Here is a 15,302-nt window from a genome sequence, read left to right as displayed (position 1 = left end):
GGCAAAGGGGCCCTCATGGCGTACGTCATCGGCATCGACACCGGCGGAACGTTCACCGACGCGTTCGTCGCCGACCAGCACAACCGGCTCGCCGCGGCCAAAACCCCGTCCACTCCCCCGGATTTCGCGGCCGGCTTCCTCACCGCGATCGACGAGCTCGCCGCGGAACTCGGCATCCCGGTCCGCGAACTGCTCGCCGGCACCGATTATCTCGTGCACGGCACCACCTCGACGTTGAACGCGCTGGTGACCGGGGACGTCGCGCAGGTCGGCTTCCTCACCACCCGCGGGCACGCGGACTCGATCAGCATCATGAACCTCGAAGGCCGCTACGCCGGTCTCGGCAGCGACGACATCCAGCACATGGCCCGCACCGCGAAACCCGCGTCTTTGGTGCCCCGGCACCGGATCCGCGAGATCGACGAGCGCGTGGACTACCAGGGCCGCGTCGTCGTCCCGCTTGACGAGGACGGTGTCCGGACCGCGGTCCGGGGCCTGCTCGCCGACGGAGCGGAGGCGATCGCGGTGTCGTTCCTGTGGTCGTTCCGCAATCCCGCGCACGAGCAGCGGGTGCGCGAGATCGTGCGAGAGGAAGCGCCGGAGGTGTACGTGGCGCTGTCCAGCGAGGTCAGCCCGCGCATCCGGGAGTACCCGCGCAATGTCACGACGATCATGAACACCCAGGTCGGTCCTCGACTCGGGAGCTACCTGCGCCCGCTCGAAGCCGAACTGCGGGCGCGCGGGCTCACCGGCGCGCTGCTGGTGATGCAGGGATCCGGCGGTTGTGTCACCGCCGCGGACGCTCCGGCGCACGCGATCACCACTATCGGTTCGGTGCTCACCGGCGGCGTTGTCGGCTGCACGCGGATGGCCGCGTCGCTGGGGCACGACAAGGTGATCTCCACCGACATGGGCGGCACGACGTTCCTGGTCGGACTGGTGGTCGACGGCAAACCGGTGACCACCACGAGCACGATCCTCAACCAGTACACGATCAGCACGCCGATGGTCGACGTGCACACCATCGGCGCGGGCGGCGGCGCGATCGCTTGGGTAGACCCGGGCGGCAATCTCCGCGTCGGGCCGCGCAGCGCGGGCGCCCGTCCCGGCCCCGCCTGTTACGGCGAGGGCGGCTGGGAGCCGACGGTCACCGACGCCGACCTCGTCCTCGGCATCATCAACCCGGACAATTTCCTCGGCGGGCGCAAGAAACTGGACGTCCAGCTGTCCCGCGACGCCATCGACAAGGTGGTGGCGACGCCGCTCGGCATGTCCGTCGAGGACGCGGCGGCGGCGATCTACGCGATCCAGAACGCCCAGACCGCCGACCTCGTACGCAAGGTCGTAGTCAACTCCGGCCAGGACCCGCGCGACTTCACCCTCTACGCCTTCGGCGGCGCGGGCCCGATGCACTGCGCGAGCTACTCGGCCGACCTCGGCGTGAAGGAAGTCGTGGTCCCGCTGGGTTCCACCGCCGCAGTCTTCTCCGCTTATGGCCTCGCCGCCTCGGACATCGTGCTGACAGCCGAACAGTCGCAGCCAGTTGCGATGCCGGTCGCGGCAGACACCGCCAACGAGGTTTTCACCGGCCTGGAACGCGAACTCGAACGCCGGTTGGCCGAACAAGGCCTGACCTTCTCCGCGATCAGCTACGAACGCGAAGCCGACATCCGCTACACCATGCAACTCGCCGAAGTCGCGACTCCAGTGCCGGGCGGCGAGCTGACCGAGGAGTCGGTGGACCAGCTCGGCCACGATTTCGAAGCGAGCTACGAAGCGTTGTACGGCAAGGGATCCGGCTTCCCCGACGCCGGACTGCAGCTGATCACCTACCGCGTCCGCGCGACCGGGATCCTGCAGATCCAGCCGGAACTGCCCGAGCACGGCACGTTGTCCGGCGCGCCCGCCACAAGCGGCGAGCGAGACGTCCTGCTCGACGTCCGCGCCGGACGGCAGCCCGCCGCGATCTACGACTACCGCGCACTCGGCGCGGGCCACGAGATTCACGGCCCGGCCGTCGTCGAAGCGCCCACCACCACTGTCGCCCTGCCGCCGGGCACCCAGGCCACGGTGGACCGGCTGGGCAACCTCGTGATCCGTTTCCCCGAACGGAAGGAACACTCCTGATGGCCGTCATCCCCGTCGCCGGATCCGAGCGATTCGTCCAGTCCGGCGCTCCCCTCGACCCCGAAGCCCGTTTCGGCGACCTGAACCTGCACCGGGTCAGCTCCGAGAACGTCGACGCGCTCACCTACGAGGTAGTCCGGCACCGTCTGGTCGCGATCACCGACGACATGGGCGACGCGATCAAGCGGATGTCCGGCTCGGTCGTCGTGACCGACTGCAACGACTTCGGCGCGGGCATCATGGACGAGACCGGCGAAACCGTCCAGGTCGGCTTGTACAACATGCAGCTCGGGTCCGCTTTGGACATGGCGGTGCGCTGGACGTTGGAGCATCGCGCCGAAAACCCGGGAATCGCGCCGGGCGACCAGTTCCTCTTGAACGACCCGTGGATCGGCGGCGGTCTGCACCAGAACGACGTCACCGTCCTCGCGCCGCTGTTCTACGACGGCCAGCTCTTCTGCTGGACCGGCGCGGTCGCGCACCAGGTCGACCTCGGCGGTGTATCGCCGGGCAGCTGGTCCGTCGAAGGCCACGACGTGTTCTGGGAAGCGCTGCCGATCCCGCCGGTCAAGATCGTCGAAGGCGGCCGGCTGCGTTCGGACATGGAGGACATGTACCTGCGGCGGTCCCGCGTGCCGCGGCTGGTCGGGCTGGACCTGCGCGCCAAGATCGGCGCGAACAACGTCGCGCAGGACCGGCTGACCGCGCTCATCGACAAGTACGGCCCGGACACCGTCAAGGCCGTGATGAAGAAGATGATGGGCGACGCGGAATCCCAGCTGCGCACGAAACTGCGTGCGCTGCCGGACGGAACCTGGTCGGCGGTGGCGCACCAGGACGGCGCGCGGGCGGGCGACCGGGACATCCACAAGATCGTCGTCGCGATGTCCAAACAGGACGACACCCTGACGTTCGATTTCACCGGCACCGACCCGCAGGTCGACGGGATCATCAACTGCACTCTCGCTGGTTTGCGCGGCGGGATCCTGCCGATCCTGCTGACCATGCTGTGCCCGGACATCTCGTGGTCGCCCGGCGGGATCTACCGGTGCGTCGAGATCGTCAGCGAACCCGGGACGATCAACAACTGCACCTTCCCGGCGGGCATCGGGAAAGCGTCGGTCAACTCGGCCTGGTCCACGCAGAACGCGGTCTCCGAAACCGTCGCGCAGATGCTCAGCACGCACGCCGAGCTGAGCCGGTCGGCGATGAGCGTGTGCTGCGGCACCTGGGATCTCACCCTGCTCGCCGGAGTCGACCAGCGCGGCGGCGGCTTCGCCACGATGCTGTGCGACGCGATGTCCGGCGGCCTCGGCGCGAAGGTCGACGGGGACGGCGTCGACACCGGCGGCGAGAACTGCATCCCGATGGGCCGGATCGCCGACATCGAGATCAACGAGTTCAGCTTCCCGATGCTCTACCTGTGGCGGCGCGAGGAGGTCGATTCCGGCGGACCGGGCCGGTGGCGCGGCGGCGTCGGGGCGTCGAGCTGCTTCATCCCCTACGACTCCCCCACCCGCAGCGTGCACCTCGTCGTCTCGGCCAACGGCAAGGCGGTGCCGCAGGCCCCCGGCATCTCCGGCGGCTATCCCGCCGCCACGCAATGGGACGTCCTCGTCCGCGACACCACCGTGCGCGACCAGCTCGCGAACGGCCGGATCCCGCAGACGATCGACGACCTGAGCGGCCAGGCGGACACCCTTCCGCCACACCTGGAAACCGATCTCGCCGAGGCAGACGTCTACTTCACCCATTGGCAAGGCGGCGGCGGAATCGGCGACCCGCTGCACCGCGAACCCGAACGCGTGGCCGCGGATGTCCGCAACGGCAAGGTGTCCGCTGTCGCGGCTGTCGCGGTGTACGGCGTCGTGCTGGCTGACGGCGAACCCGACCTCGCGGCCACTGCGGCACAACGCGACCGGCTGCGGTACGAGCGCGCCGGCCTCACTCCGCCGGAAGGAGCGCACCAGTGAACCTCGACCTCAACCTCCGCGTCGACGACGCGACCGGCACCGTCGTCTGCCGGCACTGCGCGACGCGGATCGGCGACACCACCGCCGAACCGATGGCGCACGCGCTGCGCCACGCACGCCCCTCGACCGAAGCCGGACCCGGCGTCCACGCCGATCCCGCCGCGTTCGTCGACCGGGAAGTCCTGCTGCGCCAAGCCTTCTGCCCCGGCTGCCTGACGCTGCTGTCCACCGAGATCGTCCCGGACGGCGAACCCTCCTACCGAAGCTGGAGCCTGACATGACCCTCAACGGACTCGCCGGAAAGGTCGTCGTCGTGACCGGCGCGGCCCAAGGCATCGGCGCCGCCTACGCCCGGCGTCTGGTTTCCGAAGGCGCGACCGTCGTGCTCGCGGACCTCAACCTCGAGGGCGTCCAAGCCACCGCCGCCTCTTTTGAAGGTCCCGGCAAGGCCAGCGCGTACGCCCTCGATGTCTCCAGCCGTAGCAGCTGTGCGGAGTTCGCCGCGGTATTGGCCGAGGCCCACGGCCGGGTCGACGGCCTGATCAACAACGCCGCGATCTTCTCCACCATCAAGATGAAACCGTTCTGGGAAATCACCGACGAGGAATGGGATCGCCTGATGGCGGTCAACCTCCGCGGCCCGTGGCTGCTCGTGTCGACGCTGCTTCCGCTGCTGCAGGCGTCGCCGTCGGCCAGTGTCGTCAACATCGGCTCCGACGCGGTGCAACTCGGCCGTCCCGGCTACCTGCACTACGTGGCCAGCAAGGGCGGCGTGCACGGCATGACTTTCTCGATGGCGCGCGAACTCGGCGAATTCGGCATCCGGGTCAATACTTTGTCGCCGGGCCCGGTGTACACCGAAGTCGCCCGGGAGACCGTGACGCCGGAACAACGCGAGGCCATGCTACGCGCCCAATCGCTGCACCGCCCCGCCGGGGCTGACGACATGACCGGCCTGGCAGCGTTCCTGCTCAGCGACGACGCGGGCTATCTGACCGGGCAGACCCTCAGCGTCAACGGCGGGCTGGTGCACCGATGAGCACGCACCAGGAACTCGTCGCGCTGTCGTCCCGGATCCTGGCCGCCGCCGGACAAGGCGACCTCATCTGGGGCCACGTCTCGTGCCGCGACGCCGACGGCCGGGGCGTCTGGATCAAGTCCGCGGAATGGGGCATGGAGGAGGTCACGCCGGAGCGGGTGCACCTGGTCAACGCCGACGGCGAGGTCGTCTCCGGCGGCGGCCCGCGACACAGCGAATACCCGATCCACACCGAGGTGGTCGCCGCGCGGCCGGACGTGAACGCGGTCGTGCACACCCATGCGCCGCACGCCGTCGCCCTGGCCGCGACGGGACAGCAGCTGCGGCCGGTGAGCCATGCCGCGAACCTGTTCGTGCCGCCCGAGGTGCCGCGGTATACGGAAACCGCTGATCTGATCCTGACGCCGGAATTGGGCAAGTCGCTGGCCGCGGAATTGGGCAATGCCCGGGCGGTTTTCCTGGTGAACCACGGGATCGTCGCAGTCGGCGATTCGGTCGAGAGCGCCACGGTCGCCGCAGTGGTGCTGGAGCGGGCGTGTGAGCAGCAGCTGCTGACACAGTCCTTCGGCGGCTGGCCTAGCTGGTCACCGCCGGAGGAATCGCACGCCAAGCGCGAACACATCTACCACCCGCGCGCGGTGCAAGCGGTCTGGGACTACTTGGTGCGGCAGTTGCCGTGAGCTGAAGGTGCGCTGTCCGGCCGGGCAGCGCACCTTCAGCCGTCAGCGTTCTTGAACCGCCCGGACAGCCAGTGGACGCTGTCCCGGCATGTGCTTCGCGCACGCCCGCGCGCCGGGCTCCGCCACGATCGCCGACTCCGTGTTGCCCGGCGGATAAACCCGCAAGCCGTAGACCGATCGCGGGGCGCAGCTCGCCGGGTCGTAAACGTCGACGTCGACCTGATCGACCCACGCCGTGGCGGATTGGCCGGGCACCAACGTCAGCCTCGGCGCCACGCCGGGTTCCCGTGCCGCCGCATCGCCCACCTGGTGCCGATCCGGGCCCGCGACGTAGGAAACCCCGGGATGACCGCCCAGCGCGCAGGCGCCGCGGCCGGAGTTGGTGAAGACGATCGGCACGTAGTAATGCCCGGCGGCCCCCTCTCCCCGGCCGAGCGCGAGATGCAATCCGCTGGTCCGGCAGGACGCCGTCCGAGCCGAAGCTGACTGGTTCGCGATGACCGTGCCGGCGAGTGCGGCCACGACGCCGCCGATTACGAGGTACCGGGCCGAGATCACTGTCGTTCTCCCGTCGTCCGAGATTCCGCTGCTGCTCCATCGTGGCAAGGCACCGCCCGGCCGCCCGAGAGGCCAAGGACCCTCTTTGAGTCACCGCATCCCGGCCCGGCAATCAGCCAGCAGGAGCTCGCTCCACTGAAAACCCGGCGTCTGCCGCTGGGCACGGAGGAATCCGCATCGGCTCCGGTCTTGCCGCGATAGGGAACAATTTCTAGGGCATGTTCTGTGGCGGAGGGGCGACCCGATGACGGTGCGAGTCTTGCTGGTCGAGGACGACGCCCTGATCAGCGAAGCGCTTTCGCTTGCTCTCGCGGACCAGGGCTGCATGGTGACGCAGGCCGCGTGCGGCGAGGACGCGTTGTCGATGCTGGACTCGGTGAGCGTGGACGTGGTCCTGCTCGACCTGATGCTGCCCGGCATGGACGGGCTCGCCGTCTGCCGGGAACTGCGGGTGCGCGGCGACCTGCCGGTCATCGTCATCACCGCGCGCGCCGACAGCCAGGACGTCATCGCGGGCTTGGAGGCCGGTGCGGACGACTACGTGACCAAGCCGCTCGTCGCCGGTGAGCTGGCGGCCCGTGTTCGCGCGTTGCTCAGGCGAGCCGCGCCGGTTCGGCGGTGCTGCCTCCAGGTCGGCGATCTGCTGTTGAGCACGCACGACGAGACCGTTTCGCGCAACGGTTCCCCGATTCGCCTTACCCGCACCGAATTCCGACTGCTGGCCGAGCTGGCCGCCGCCGAGGGCGAGGTCGTCACACGGGAGCAGTTGCTGCACCGGATCTGGGGCCGCGACTACTTCGGCGGCACCCGGCTGCTCGACGTGCACATCAGGCGGTTGCGGCGCAAGGTCGAGCCGGATCCGGACTGTCCGCACCTTGTGCTGACCGTCCGGGGCATCGGCTACCGCGCCAAGCCCCAGCAGTGAACCGGGCCCGGCTTTCTTTGCGCTTCCGGGTTTCCGCGGCGTTCGGGCTCGGCCTGCTGGTGGTGGTCAGCGTGCTGTCGGCGGCGACCTGGCACCTCGCCACCGGGTATTTGCTCAACCAGCGCCAGCAGAGCGCCGACCGGCATTCGCGGATCAACGCGCGGCTGGTCGACAACGAGGTCCGCACCCAGACCGACGGTCTCGGCGAACTGCTGTCCGGCCTCACCTCCGGACCGAATTCGACGATCCTCGTGTCCCTGCCCGGCGGCTGGCACACCGCCGGACGCCCGGTCCGGCCCGAGGCCCTCCCGTCCGGCCTGCTGTCGCGGGCCCGCCCCGGAGCGCCCGCGCACGATCGCTTCACCGCCGACGGGGTCCCGGTCCTCGCCGTCGCGCAACCACTCGCCACCGCGACCGGCTTCTACGTCGAGCTTCATCCGCTGCTCGGGCTCGAACGGACCTTCCGCAACCTGCGCCTGATCCTCGTCGCGGGCACCCTGGCGTGCGGGCTGTTCGGCGTCGCCCTCGGTGCCTGGGCGGCCCGGCGCGCGCTGCGCCCGCTCGCCGCGTTCACCGAAACCGCCGCCCGCATCGCACGCGGCGACATGCGCGCCCGCCTGCCCGAACAGGCCGGGCCGGACCTCGCTCCGCTAGCCGAGACTTTCAACTCGACCGCCGACGCTCTGGAGCAGCGAGTCCGCCGCGACGCCCGGTTCGCCGCCGACGTCAGCCACGAACTGCGCTCGCCGCTCACCACGATGACCACCGTCGCGGAAGTGCTCGAACGCCGCCGCGACGCCATGCCCGCGCCCGCGCAGAAGGCGTTGCAGCTCCTGCTGGCCGAACTCCACCGGTTCCGCGGCATGGTGCTCGACCTGCTGGAAATCGCAGCCGTCGACCAAGCCGACAACGGCGAGGAACGCGAACTGGTCGACCTCGGCCCGCTTGTCCGCAGCGGGGTCGCGAGCAGCCCCGCCCCGCACCCGACGCTGGACCTCGCCCCGGAGCCCTTGCTCGTAGCCGCCGACCGCCGCCGCCTCGACCGAGTCCTGGCAAACCTCCTCGACAACGCGGCCCGCTATGGCGGTGGCGCGGTCCGAGTGGCCGCACACGCACGCAACGGCGTCGTCCGGCTGGAGGTGGACGACGCGGGCGAGGGAGTGCCCGCCGAACTCCGGGAGCGGATTTTCGAGCGATTCTCCCGGGGATTGCACGCCGGACGCCGCGATCCCGACTCGGGAACCGGGCTGGGATTGGCGATCGTCGCGGACCACGTGTACCGCCACGACGGCCGGGTATGGGCGGAAGCCAGACCCGGCGGCGGGGCGCGGTCGTCGTGGAACTCCCCGAAGCGCGCGGCTGACGCGGTCCTGTCGCGACTGCCTGATCGCGCGGCTCGCCCCGGAAACTGTCGGTGTCGCGTGCGAAGCTGACGGAGTGGAAGTGCACTTCGACGCCGAACTGTGGATCTGGGACGCCCGGCGGACCGACACCTGGACCTTCGTCAGCCTGCCCGGTGACATCTCGGACGAAATCCGCGACCTGGGCGGGCCGCGCCGCGGGTTCGGATCGATGCGAGTACTGGTCCGGGTCGGCGCCACCACCTGGCGAACGTCGATCTTCCCGGACAGCGAGCGCGGTTACGTGCTTCCGGTCAAACGCGCGGTACGCAAAGCCGAAAACCTCGATCCCGGCGACATCGCGCAGGTGACCGTGACGGTCCTCGATATCTGAGGCCGCCGTGGCCGATCCGGTCCGGCGGGGAAGTTCCCTGCGCCATCACTTTCACCTTCGGCGGCCTGAAATGCGACCCGCACGGAAGGGTCCTCGACAACTGCGGCCGCTCCCCCGGCCTCTACGCGTGCCGAGATGCTGGGCGGGCGCTCCGGCAACTACACCCCGGCCTCTACGCATGCGGCGAGATGCTCGGCGGCCTCTTCTCCGGCAACTACCCCGGCGGCTCAGGCCTGGCAGCCGGTGTCGTCTTCGGCCGGCGCGCGGGCTCGCTGGCCTGACCCCGGGCGCCTGCCGCGTCGTCGTCCACAAAGGACTCGCCGGGGTTCAGCGAGCTTCCGACGGCGGCCGCCCATACCTCCGACGAAAAGCCGCGGCGAACCGGCTCGCGCTCGAAAAACCCCACCGCGCCGCGATCTCGCTCACGGACGACTCCGGATGCGCTTCCAGATCCGCGCGAGCATGCTGCAACCGAACCCCGACGAGGTGCTCTGTCGGCGTGCAGCCGACCCACTCCCGGAAACTCTCCTGCAACCTCCGCACCGTAGTCCCGGCGACAGCGGCCATCTCCGCAGCCGTCCACGCCCGGGCCGGATCGGCGCGGACGGCGTCGACCACGCGGGTAATCGCCCGGGGGCGCGGCGCCGGGACGCGGCCGGAATCCGGGCAACCGGCGAGAAGGAATCCGGCCGCGACCGCTCCGGCCAGCTGTTCCCGGACGATCGGCTGGTCGCTGAACAACGCGCCGTCGCGCATCTGGGACGACAGGCCCGCGACGAGGTGCCGCCAGTCGCGCGCCGGGCCGTGTTCGAGGCGGAGCTGGTCCGGGAGCGCGACCCGGACGGTCCCGGCGCCGAGCACCCGCTCGGCCTCGCGGTCCAGCCAGTCCCGGTCGAATTTCACTCCGAGCACGGTGCAGGTCGCGTCCCAGTGGGTGATCAGCGACGGGGTGTCGGCCCGGAAGACCGTCGCCTGCCCGGGCACCGACGTCACCGGGCCGTGCTTGCCGCGGCTGGCGAGGTGGCCGGTCAACGGCAGGTTGACCTCGTAGGCCGCCGGGTAGTCGCAGGCGATCTCGACGTCGGCGCCCCATCCGACGTACCCGATCAGCACCGGGCCGAGGTCCAGCGTCCGCAGGGTCAGCCGCGGTTCGCGGCCGGCGCCCAGCGGCGTCAGCTGGTGCGGAAAGTAGGCGTCGGCCACCGACTTCGAGACTCGCTCCCAGTCCCGCGGCGCCGCACCACGGCGTGCGGACATGGACGCATGCTAGCTGATCAGCGGCGACGCGCCGGATTCGTCGCGCGATCCGTACCGGATCCGCGCTTCGCGTGTCGTGGGCCCGGGCCGCGCGGACCTACCTTCTCGTCCAACCCGCACGAAGGAGGCCGCGTCAATGACGACGAACACCACCGCTGTCCCAGATCTTTCCTGGATCGGCGACATCACCATGGCCCAACTGGAGCGAAACCCGTACGAGCCCTACGAACGGCTGCGCCGCGAAGCTCCGCTGGCGTACGTGCCGGTGCTCGGGTCATACGTCGCGACCACCGCGGAGATCTGCCGCGAGATCGCGACCAGCCCGGACTTCGAAGCCGTCATCACCCCGGCGGGCGGCCGGACTTTCGGCCATCCGGCGATCATCGGGGTGAACGGCGACATCCACACCGACCTGCGCTCGATGGTCGAACCCGCCCTCCAGCCCGTCGAGGTCGACCGCTGGATCGACGGCCTCGTCCGCCCCATCGCGCGGGACTACCTCGAGAAGTTCGAGAACGACGGCCGCGCGGAACTCGTCTCGCAGTACTGCGAACCGGTCAGCGTCCGCTCCCTCGGGGATCTGCTCGGGCTGCACGACGTCAGCTCGGACAAGCTCCGCGAGTGGTTCGCGAAACTGAGCCGGTCCTTCACCAACGCGGCGATGACCGAGGACGGCGAATTCGCCAACCCGGAGGGGTTCGTCCAGGGCGACGAGGCGAAGGCCGAGATCCAGGCGACCGTCGACCCGCTGATCGACCGGTGGATCGCCGAACCCGCCGACACCGCGATCTCGCACTGGCTGCACGACGGGATGCCGCCCGGCAAGACCCGCGACCGCGAATACATCTACCCGACGATCTACGTGTACCTGCTCGGCGCGATGCAGGAACCGGGCCACGGCATGGCCTCGACCCTGACCGGGCTGTTCAGCGAACCCGATCAGCTCGAGCAGGTGGTGGACGACCCGGCGCTGATCCCCCGCGCGATCTCCGAGGGAATGCGCTGGACCTCGCCGATCTGGTCGGCCACCGCGAGGATGTCGACCAAGCCGGTCACCGTCGCCGGAGTCGACCTGCCCGCGGGCACTCCGGTGATCCTTTCCTACGGTTCGGCCAACCACGACACCGGCGTCTACGAGGCCCCGACCCGCTACGACCTGCACCGTCCCCCGCTGCCGCACCTGGCGTTCGGCGCCGGAAACCACGCCTGCGCCGGGATCTACTTCGCCAATCACGTCATGCGCATCGCCCTCGAGGAGCTGTTCGAGTCGATCCCGAACCTCGAACGCGACACCTCCTCGGACGTGGAGTTCTGGGGCTGGGGCTTCCGCGGGCCGACGTCGCTGCACGTCGCCTGGGAGGCCTGACATGTCCTTCACCGCGACCGTCGGCGGCCGGGAAGTGCCGTGCGGGCAAGACCAGCCGATGCTCGACGCCTTCCTCCGGGCCGGCGTCTGGATGCCGAACTCCTGCAACCAGGGCACCTGCGGCACCTGCAAGCTGCGGGTGGTCGAGGGCGCCGTCGACCACCGGGATTCCCCCGCCGACACCCTGACCGACGACGAGCGCGCGGCGGGCCTGGCACTGGCGTGTCAGGCCCGGCTCCGGTCGAACGTCGTCATCGAAACCGCGGGCGGCGGCCGGGCCACGCACCCGCTGCGCGACCTCACCGCGACCGTCCGCGAAATCCAGGACATCGCCCGCGACACCCGGCGGCTGCGGCTCGGCCTGCCCGAACCGCTGGCTTTCCACGCGGGCCAGTACGTCGAACTCACCGTGCCCGGCACCGGCGTGCGCCGCCAGTACTCGCTGGTCAACACCGCCGACGAGGACAAAGTCCTGGAACTGCACGTCCGTTTGGTCCCCGGCGGCGCGGCGACCGAGCAGTGGATTTTCGCCGATCTCTCCGTCGGGGAACAGGTCCAGGTCACCGGTCCGCTCGGTGATTTCTTCCTGCCACCCGCCGAGGAGGACGACGGCGGCCCGATGGTGCTCATCGGCGGCGGCACTGGTCTCGCACCGCTGATCGGCCTCGCCCGCACCGCGCTGTCCCGGGATCCGGCCCGGAAAGTGTTGCTGTATCACGGGGTTCGCGGCGCAGCCGACCTCTACGACCTCGACTTGATGGCCGAACTCGCCGACAGCAACCCGGATTTCGCGTTCCTGCCAGTGCTGTCTCACGAGCCCGAGAACAGCACGCACCGCACCGGTTTTCCGACTGACTGCTTCCTCGAAGACGTCCCCAGCGCACGCGGCTGGTCGGGCTGGCTCTGCGGGCCGCCGCCGATGGTCGACGCCGGGGTGAAAGCGTTCAAACGCCGCCGGATGGCACCGCGGATGATCCACCGGGAGAACTTCACCCCGGCCGCGTCCTGACGCACCGGCGGCCGGAATTCCCGCACAGGCAACGAATTCCGCCGCTACGGCCGGTTCGGCTCGTCCTCGGCGCAGCTGATCAGCAGCTGCGCCGTGTGCGCGATGTGGTCCCGAAGCCGCTCAGCCGCCAGGTCCCCGTCGCGAGCCAGCGCGGCTTCGAGGATCGCCTTGTGCTCGGCCGGGAGATCCCGGTCCGTTTCCTGCCCGAAGGAGACTGACCACTGCCGGTACAGCTCGGCTTCCTCGCGCAGGCCGCGCGCCGTCGCGACGAGCCTGCGGTTGCGGCAGCCGTCGAACAGGGCCAGGTGGAAGTCGGCGTGCGCGGCCACCCAGGCGTCGGCCGGGCGGTCCGGGTCGGCGGGGTCGGTGAACGGGGTCCGTTCGAGCAGGTGGTGCGCGGCGACCGCGCGGGCCTCCCACTGGACGTCGCCTTCGAGGATCGACAGCCGCAGCACCAGCGATTCGATCTCCAGCCGCGCCTTGGTCAGGTCCGCGAGATCCTCGTGCGACAGCGGCGTGACCGTGTAGCCGAGGTGCGGCCTGGTCTTCACCAGCCCCTCGGCGGTGAGCCGGGTGAGCGCCTCGCGGGCCGCGCCGACGCTGGTCGAGTACCGCTCGCACAGTTCGGGGAACTTGAGGCGCTGCCCAGGAATCATCCGGCCGCCCAGGATGTCCGCCCGAAGCTGCTGGTAGACGCCCTCGGCACGCGTCGTTTCCCCTGCCATGCCGTCCACTGTAGCGGATACGAATCTGAGAGCAACTTTCGAAAGTTCATTGCCTCCTCGAATCTCGGCGAGTACAACTGGAGGGCACCGAAGCCGGACGCGAAGGAGCCCCGCATGAAAGTCGCCACTGTGGACGGACGACTGGCCCTGGTCACCGCACCGGGAAAGGCGGTGGACGCGGCCGAGGCCAGCGGCGGGCGGTTCGGCCCGGACGTCCAGGGCGCCTACGAGCGCTGGGCGGAGCTGGCCGAGTTCGCCGCGACGATCGGCGAGGGACACGCGCTCGAACGGCCGGTGCGCGACGACCAGCTGGGCAATCCGGTCCCGGCGCCGCGCCAGGTGTTCGCGATCGGCCTCAACTACGCCGACCACGCGGCCGAATCGTCCTTCGCCGTGCCCGAGACGCCGCCGGTGTTCACCAAATTCCCGACCTGCCTCACCGGCCCGTACGGCGACGTCGTGATCCCGGACGGCGGAAACGTCGACTGGGAGGTCGAACTCGTCGCGATCGTCGGCAAGCGCGCCGAACGGGTCGCCGAGGAACAAGCTTGGGACTACGTCGCCGGGCTGACCGTCGGACAGGACATCTCCGAACGGCTGCTGCAGCTGGCCGGTCCCGCCCCGCAGTTCAGCCTCGCCAAGTCCTACCCCGGTTTCGGCCCGCTCGGCCCGGTGGTCGTGACGCCGGACGAGCTGCCGGATCGCGACGACCTCGAACTCGGCGCGCTCGTCAACGGCGAGCAGGTGCAGAAGGGCCGCACCTCGCAGATGGTGTTCTCGGTGCCGTCGCTGATCGCCCGGCTGTCCGCGGTGACGCCGCTGCTGCCCGGCGACGTCATCTTCACCGGCACCCCGTCCGGCGTCGGCATGGGCCGCACGCCGCAGCGCTACCTCAAGGCGGGCGACCAGCTCGTCAGCTACGTCCACGGCATCGGCGAACTGCGGCAGCGGATGGTCGCCGCTTAGCGAAAGGGCTGGACAATGGGATTGCACCGGTTGAACTCGCTCGTCGTCGGCGTGCCCGACGTCGCCGCGACCGCCCGCTACTACCGGGACTTCGGGCTCTCCGAGGACGCCGACGGCTGGTTCAGCACCCGCGACGGCGGCCGTCAGCTGAAGATCGTCCACTCCCCGCGACGCCAGCTGATGGAGCTGAGCATCGGCGCCGACCACCCGGACGACCTCGCCCGCATCCGCCGCCAGCTGTCCTCTTTGGACATTCCGGCGGAGATCGCCGGCGACACGCTGTTCACCCGCGAACCGGTCACCGGGTTCCAGGTGGTCGTCCGGATCGCCGAACGGCTGCACCAGGATCCCGAGCCGCCCACGCCGTACAACGGGCCCGGCCGGCTGGAGCGCTCGAACACGCGGGCGCCCGGTGTGCTGCGCTCCGGCCCGGTGCGGCCGCGCAAGCTCGGCCACGTCGTCGTCGGCTCCCCCGACCACGAGCGCACCATCCAGTTCTTCACCGCCGGGCTGGGATTCAAGACCAGCGACGCGATAAAGGGGCACGGCGCGTTCATGCGCTGCTCGACCGACCACCACAACGTGCTCGCGCTCGCCGCGCCGGTCGCGTTCCTGCACCACACGTCGTGGCAGGTCGAGGACGTCGACGAGGTTGGCCGCGGCGCGACCGCGATGCTCGAGGACCACCCCGAACGGCACGTGTGGGGCCTCGGGCGCCACCACGCCGGGTCCAATTTCTTCTGGTACCTCAAGGATCCCGCGGGCAACTTCTCCGAGTACTACTCCGACATGGACAGCATCCTCGACGACCAGCTCTGGACGCCGGAGACCCTCGATGGTGCCAAAGGGCTGTTCAACTGGGGCCCGCCTCCCCCGCCGTCGTTCCTGCACCCCGACGATCTCGCCGCGCTGATGACCGGCGCGCACCAGGCCGGCTGACCCG

General features: G+C 70.0%; 16 protein-coding genes. 13 read left to right on the top strand and 3 right to left on the bottom strand.

Annotated features, from left to right (window positions below; genetic code table 11):
- The first annotated feature begins 15 nt into the window (after positions 1 to 15).
- The 5 genes from ABD156_RS18710 to ABD156_RS18690 are packed head-to-tail and all read left to right on the top strand — an operon-like array spanning position 16 to position 5,819.
- The gene (locus ABD156_RS18710; protein WP_344274695.1) at positions 16 to 2,127 is read left to right on the top strand and encodes a hydantoinase/oxoprolinase family protein; all 2,112 of its coding nucleotides are present in this window, start codon (positions 16 to 18) and stop codon (positions 2,125 to 2,127) included.
- Positions 2,127 to 4,100 (top strand): hydantoinase B/oxoprolinase family protein, encoded by a 1,974-nt coding sequence (locus tag ABD156_RS18705; RefSeq protein WP_344274692.1) that lies wholly within the window; start codon positions 2,127 to 2,129, stop codon positions 4,098 to 4,100. The genes ABD156_RS18710 and ABD156_RS18705 overlap by 1 nt, the downstream gene beginning before the upstream one ends.
- Entirely contained in the window at positions 4,097 to 4,381 is a 285-nt protein-coding gene (locus tag ABD156_RS18700; RefSeq protein ID WP_344274689.1) for an acetone carboxylase subunit gamma, read from the top strand. Before ABD156_RS18705 ends, ABD156_RS18700 begins: the two co-directional genes overlap by 4 nt.
- Positions 4,378 to 5,139, top strand: a complete 762-nt coding sequence (locus tag ABD156_RS18695; protein ID WP_344274686.1) for an SDR family NAD(P)-dependent oxidoreductase — start codon at positions 4,378 to 4,380, stop codon at positions 5,137 to 5,139. Before ABD156_RS18700 ends, ABD156_RS18695 begins: the two co-directional genes overlap by 4 nt.
- Positions 5,136 to 5,819 carry a class II aldolase/adducin family protein gene (locus ABD156_RS18690; RefSeq protein WP_344274683.1) on the top strand — a complete coding sequence of 228 codons (684 nt, stop codon included), beginning with the start codon at positions 5,136 to 5,138 and terminating at the stop codon, positions 5,817 to 5,819. The genes ABD156_RS18695 and ABD156_RS18690 overlap by 4 nt, the downstream gene beginning before the upstream one ends.
- Before the next feature lie 42 nt (positions 5,820 to 5,861).
- On the opposite strand, the gene ABD156_RS18685 is transcribed toward ABD156_RS18690, so the two are convergent.
- Positions 5,862 to 6,377 (bottom strand): DUF4232 domain-containing protein, encoded by a 516-nt coding sequence (locus ABD156_RS18685; protein WP_344274680.1) that lies wholly within the window; start codon positions 6,375 to 6,377, stop codon positions 5,862 to 5,864.
- A gap of 244 nt (positions 6,378 to 6,621) precedes the next feature.
- Here ABD156_RS18685 and ABD156_RS18680 point away from each other — a divergent pair, with 244 nt between their 5' ends.
- From ABD156_RS18680 to ABD156_RS18665, 4 genes are read left to right on the top strand one after another with little or no spacing between them, the layout of a single operon-like run.
- The gene (locus ABD156_RS18680; protein ID WP_344274677.1) at positions 6,622 to 7,302 is read left to right on the top strand and encodes a response regulator; all 681 of its coding nucleotides are present in this window, start codon (positions 6,622 to 6,624) and stop codon (positions 7,300 to 7,302) included.
- Entirely contained in the window at positions 7,299 to 8,735 is a 1,437-nt protein-coding gene (locus ABD156_RS18675; RefSeq protein ID WP_344274674.1) for a sensor histidine kinase, read from the top strand. The genes ABD156_RS18680 and ABD156_RS18675 overlap by 4 nt, the downstream gene beginning before the upstream one ends.
- 4 nt (positions 8,736 to 8,739) lie before the next feature.
- Entirely contained in the window at positions 8,740 to 9,036 is a 297-nt protein-coding gene (locus tag ABD156_RS18670) for a DUF1905 domain-containing protein (protein ID WP_344274671.1), read from the top strand.
- Entirely contained in the window at positions 9,033 to 9,317 is a 285-nt protein-coding gene (locus tag ABD156_RS18665; RefSeq protein WP_344277599.1) for an FAD-binding protein, read from the top strand. Before ABD156_RS18670 ends, ABD156_RS18665 begins: the two co-directional genes overlap by 4 nt.
- A gap of 46 nt (positions 9,318 to 9,363) precedes the next feature.
- On the opposite strand, the gene ABD156_RS18660 is transcribed toward ABD156_RS18665, so the two are convergent.
- Positions 9,364 to 10,293: an AraC family transcriptional regulator gene (locus tag ABD156_RS18660; protein ID WP_344274668.1), complete on the bottom strand. Its 930-nt coding sequence runs from the start codon at positions 10,291 to 10,293 to the stop codon at positions 9,364 to 9,366.
- A gap of 136 nt (positions 10,294 to 10,429) precedes the next feature.
- Here ABD156_RS18660 and ABD156_RS18655 point away from each other — a divergent pair, with 136 nt between their 5' ends.
- Together ABD156_RS18655 and ABD156_RS18650 are read left to right on the top strand one after the other, a co-directional pair.
- A complete protein-coding gene (locus ABD156_RS18655; RefSeq protein ID WP_344274665.1) occupies positions 10,430 to 11,659 on the top strand; it encodes a cytochrome P450 in 1,230 nt (409 codons plus the stop codon).
- A 1-nt stretch (position 11,660) separates the two neighbouring features.
- A complete protein-coding gene (locus tag ABD156_RS18650; RefSeq protein WP_344274662.1) occupies positions 11,661 to 12,668 on the top strand; it encodes a 2Fe-2S iron-sulfur cluster-binding protein in 1,008 nt (335 codons plus the stop codon).
- Positions 12,669 to 12,712: 44 nt separating this feature from the next.
- On the opposite strand, the gene ABD156_RS18645 is transcribed toward ABD156_RS18650, so the two are convergent.
- The gene (locus ABD156_RS18645) at positions 12,713 to 13,393 is read right to left on the bottom strand and encodes a GntR family transcriptional regulator (RefSeq protein ID WP_344274660.1); all 681 of its coding nucleotides are present in this window, start codon (positions 13,391 to 13,393) and stop codon (positions 12,713 to 12,715) included.
- 114 nt (positions 13,394 to 13,507) lie between these two features.
- Between ABD156_RS18645 and ABD156_RS18640 the strand changes: the two genes are divergently transcribed.
- Entirely contained in the window at positions 13,508 to 14,359 is an 852-nt protein-coding gene (locus tag ABD156_RS18640) for a fumarylacetoacetate hydrolase family protein (protein WP_344274657.1), read from the top strand.
- A gap of 15 nt (positions 14,360 to 14,374) precedes the next feature.
- Positions 14,375 to 15,298 carry a VOC family protein gene (locus ABD156_RS18635; protein WP_344274654.1) on the top strand — a complete coding sequence of 308 codons (924 nt, stop codon included), beginning with the start codon at positions 14,375 to 14,377 and terminating at the stop codon, positions 15,296 to 15,298.
- Positions 15,299 to 15,302 lie beyond the last annotated feature (4 nt).

Origin of the sequence: Amycolatopsis albidoflavus (genome assembly GCF_039525725.1) — a bacterium.
Taxonomy (GTDB): Bacteria; Actinomycetota; Actinomycetes; order Mycobacteriales; family Pseudonocardiaceae; genus Amycolatopsis; species Amycolatopsis albidoflava.
This window is presented reverse-complemented; position numbering and strand designations above follow the sequence as displayed.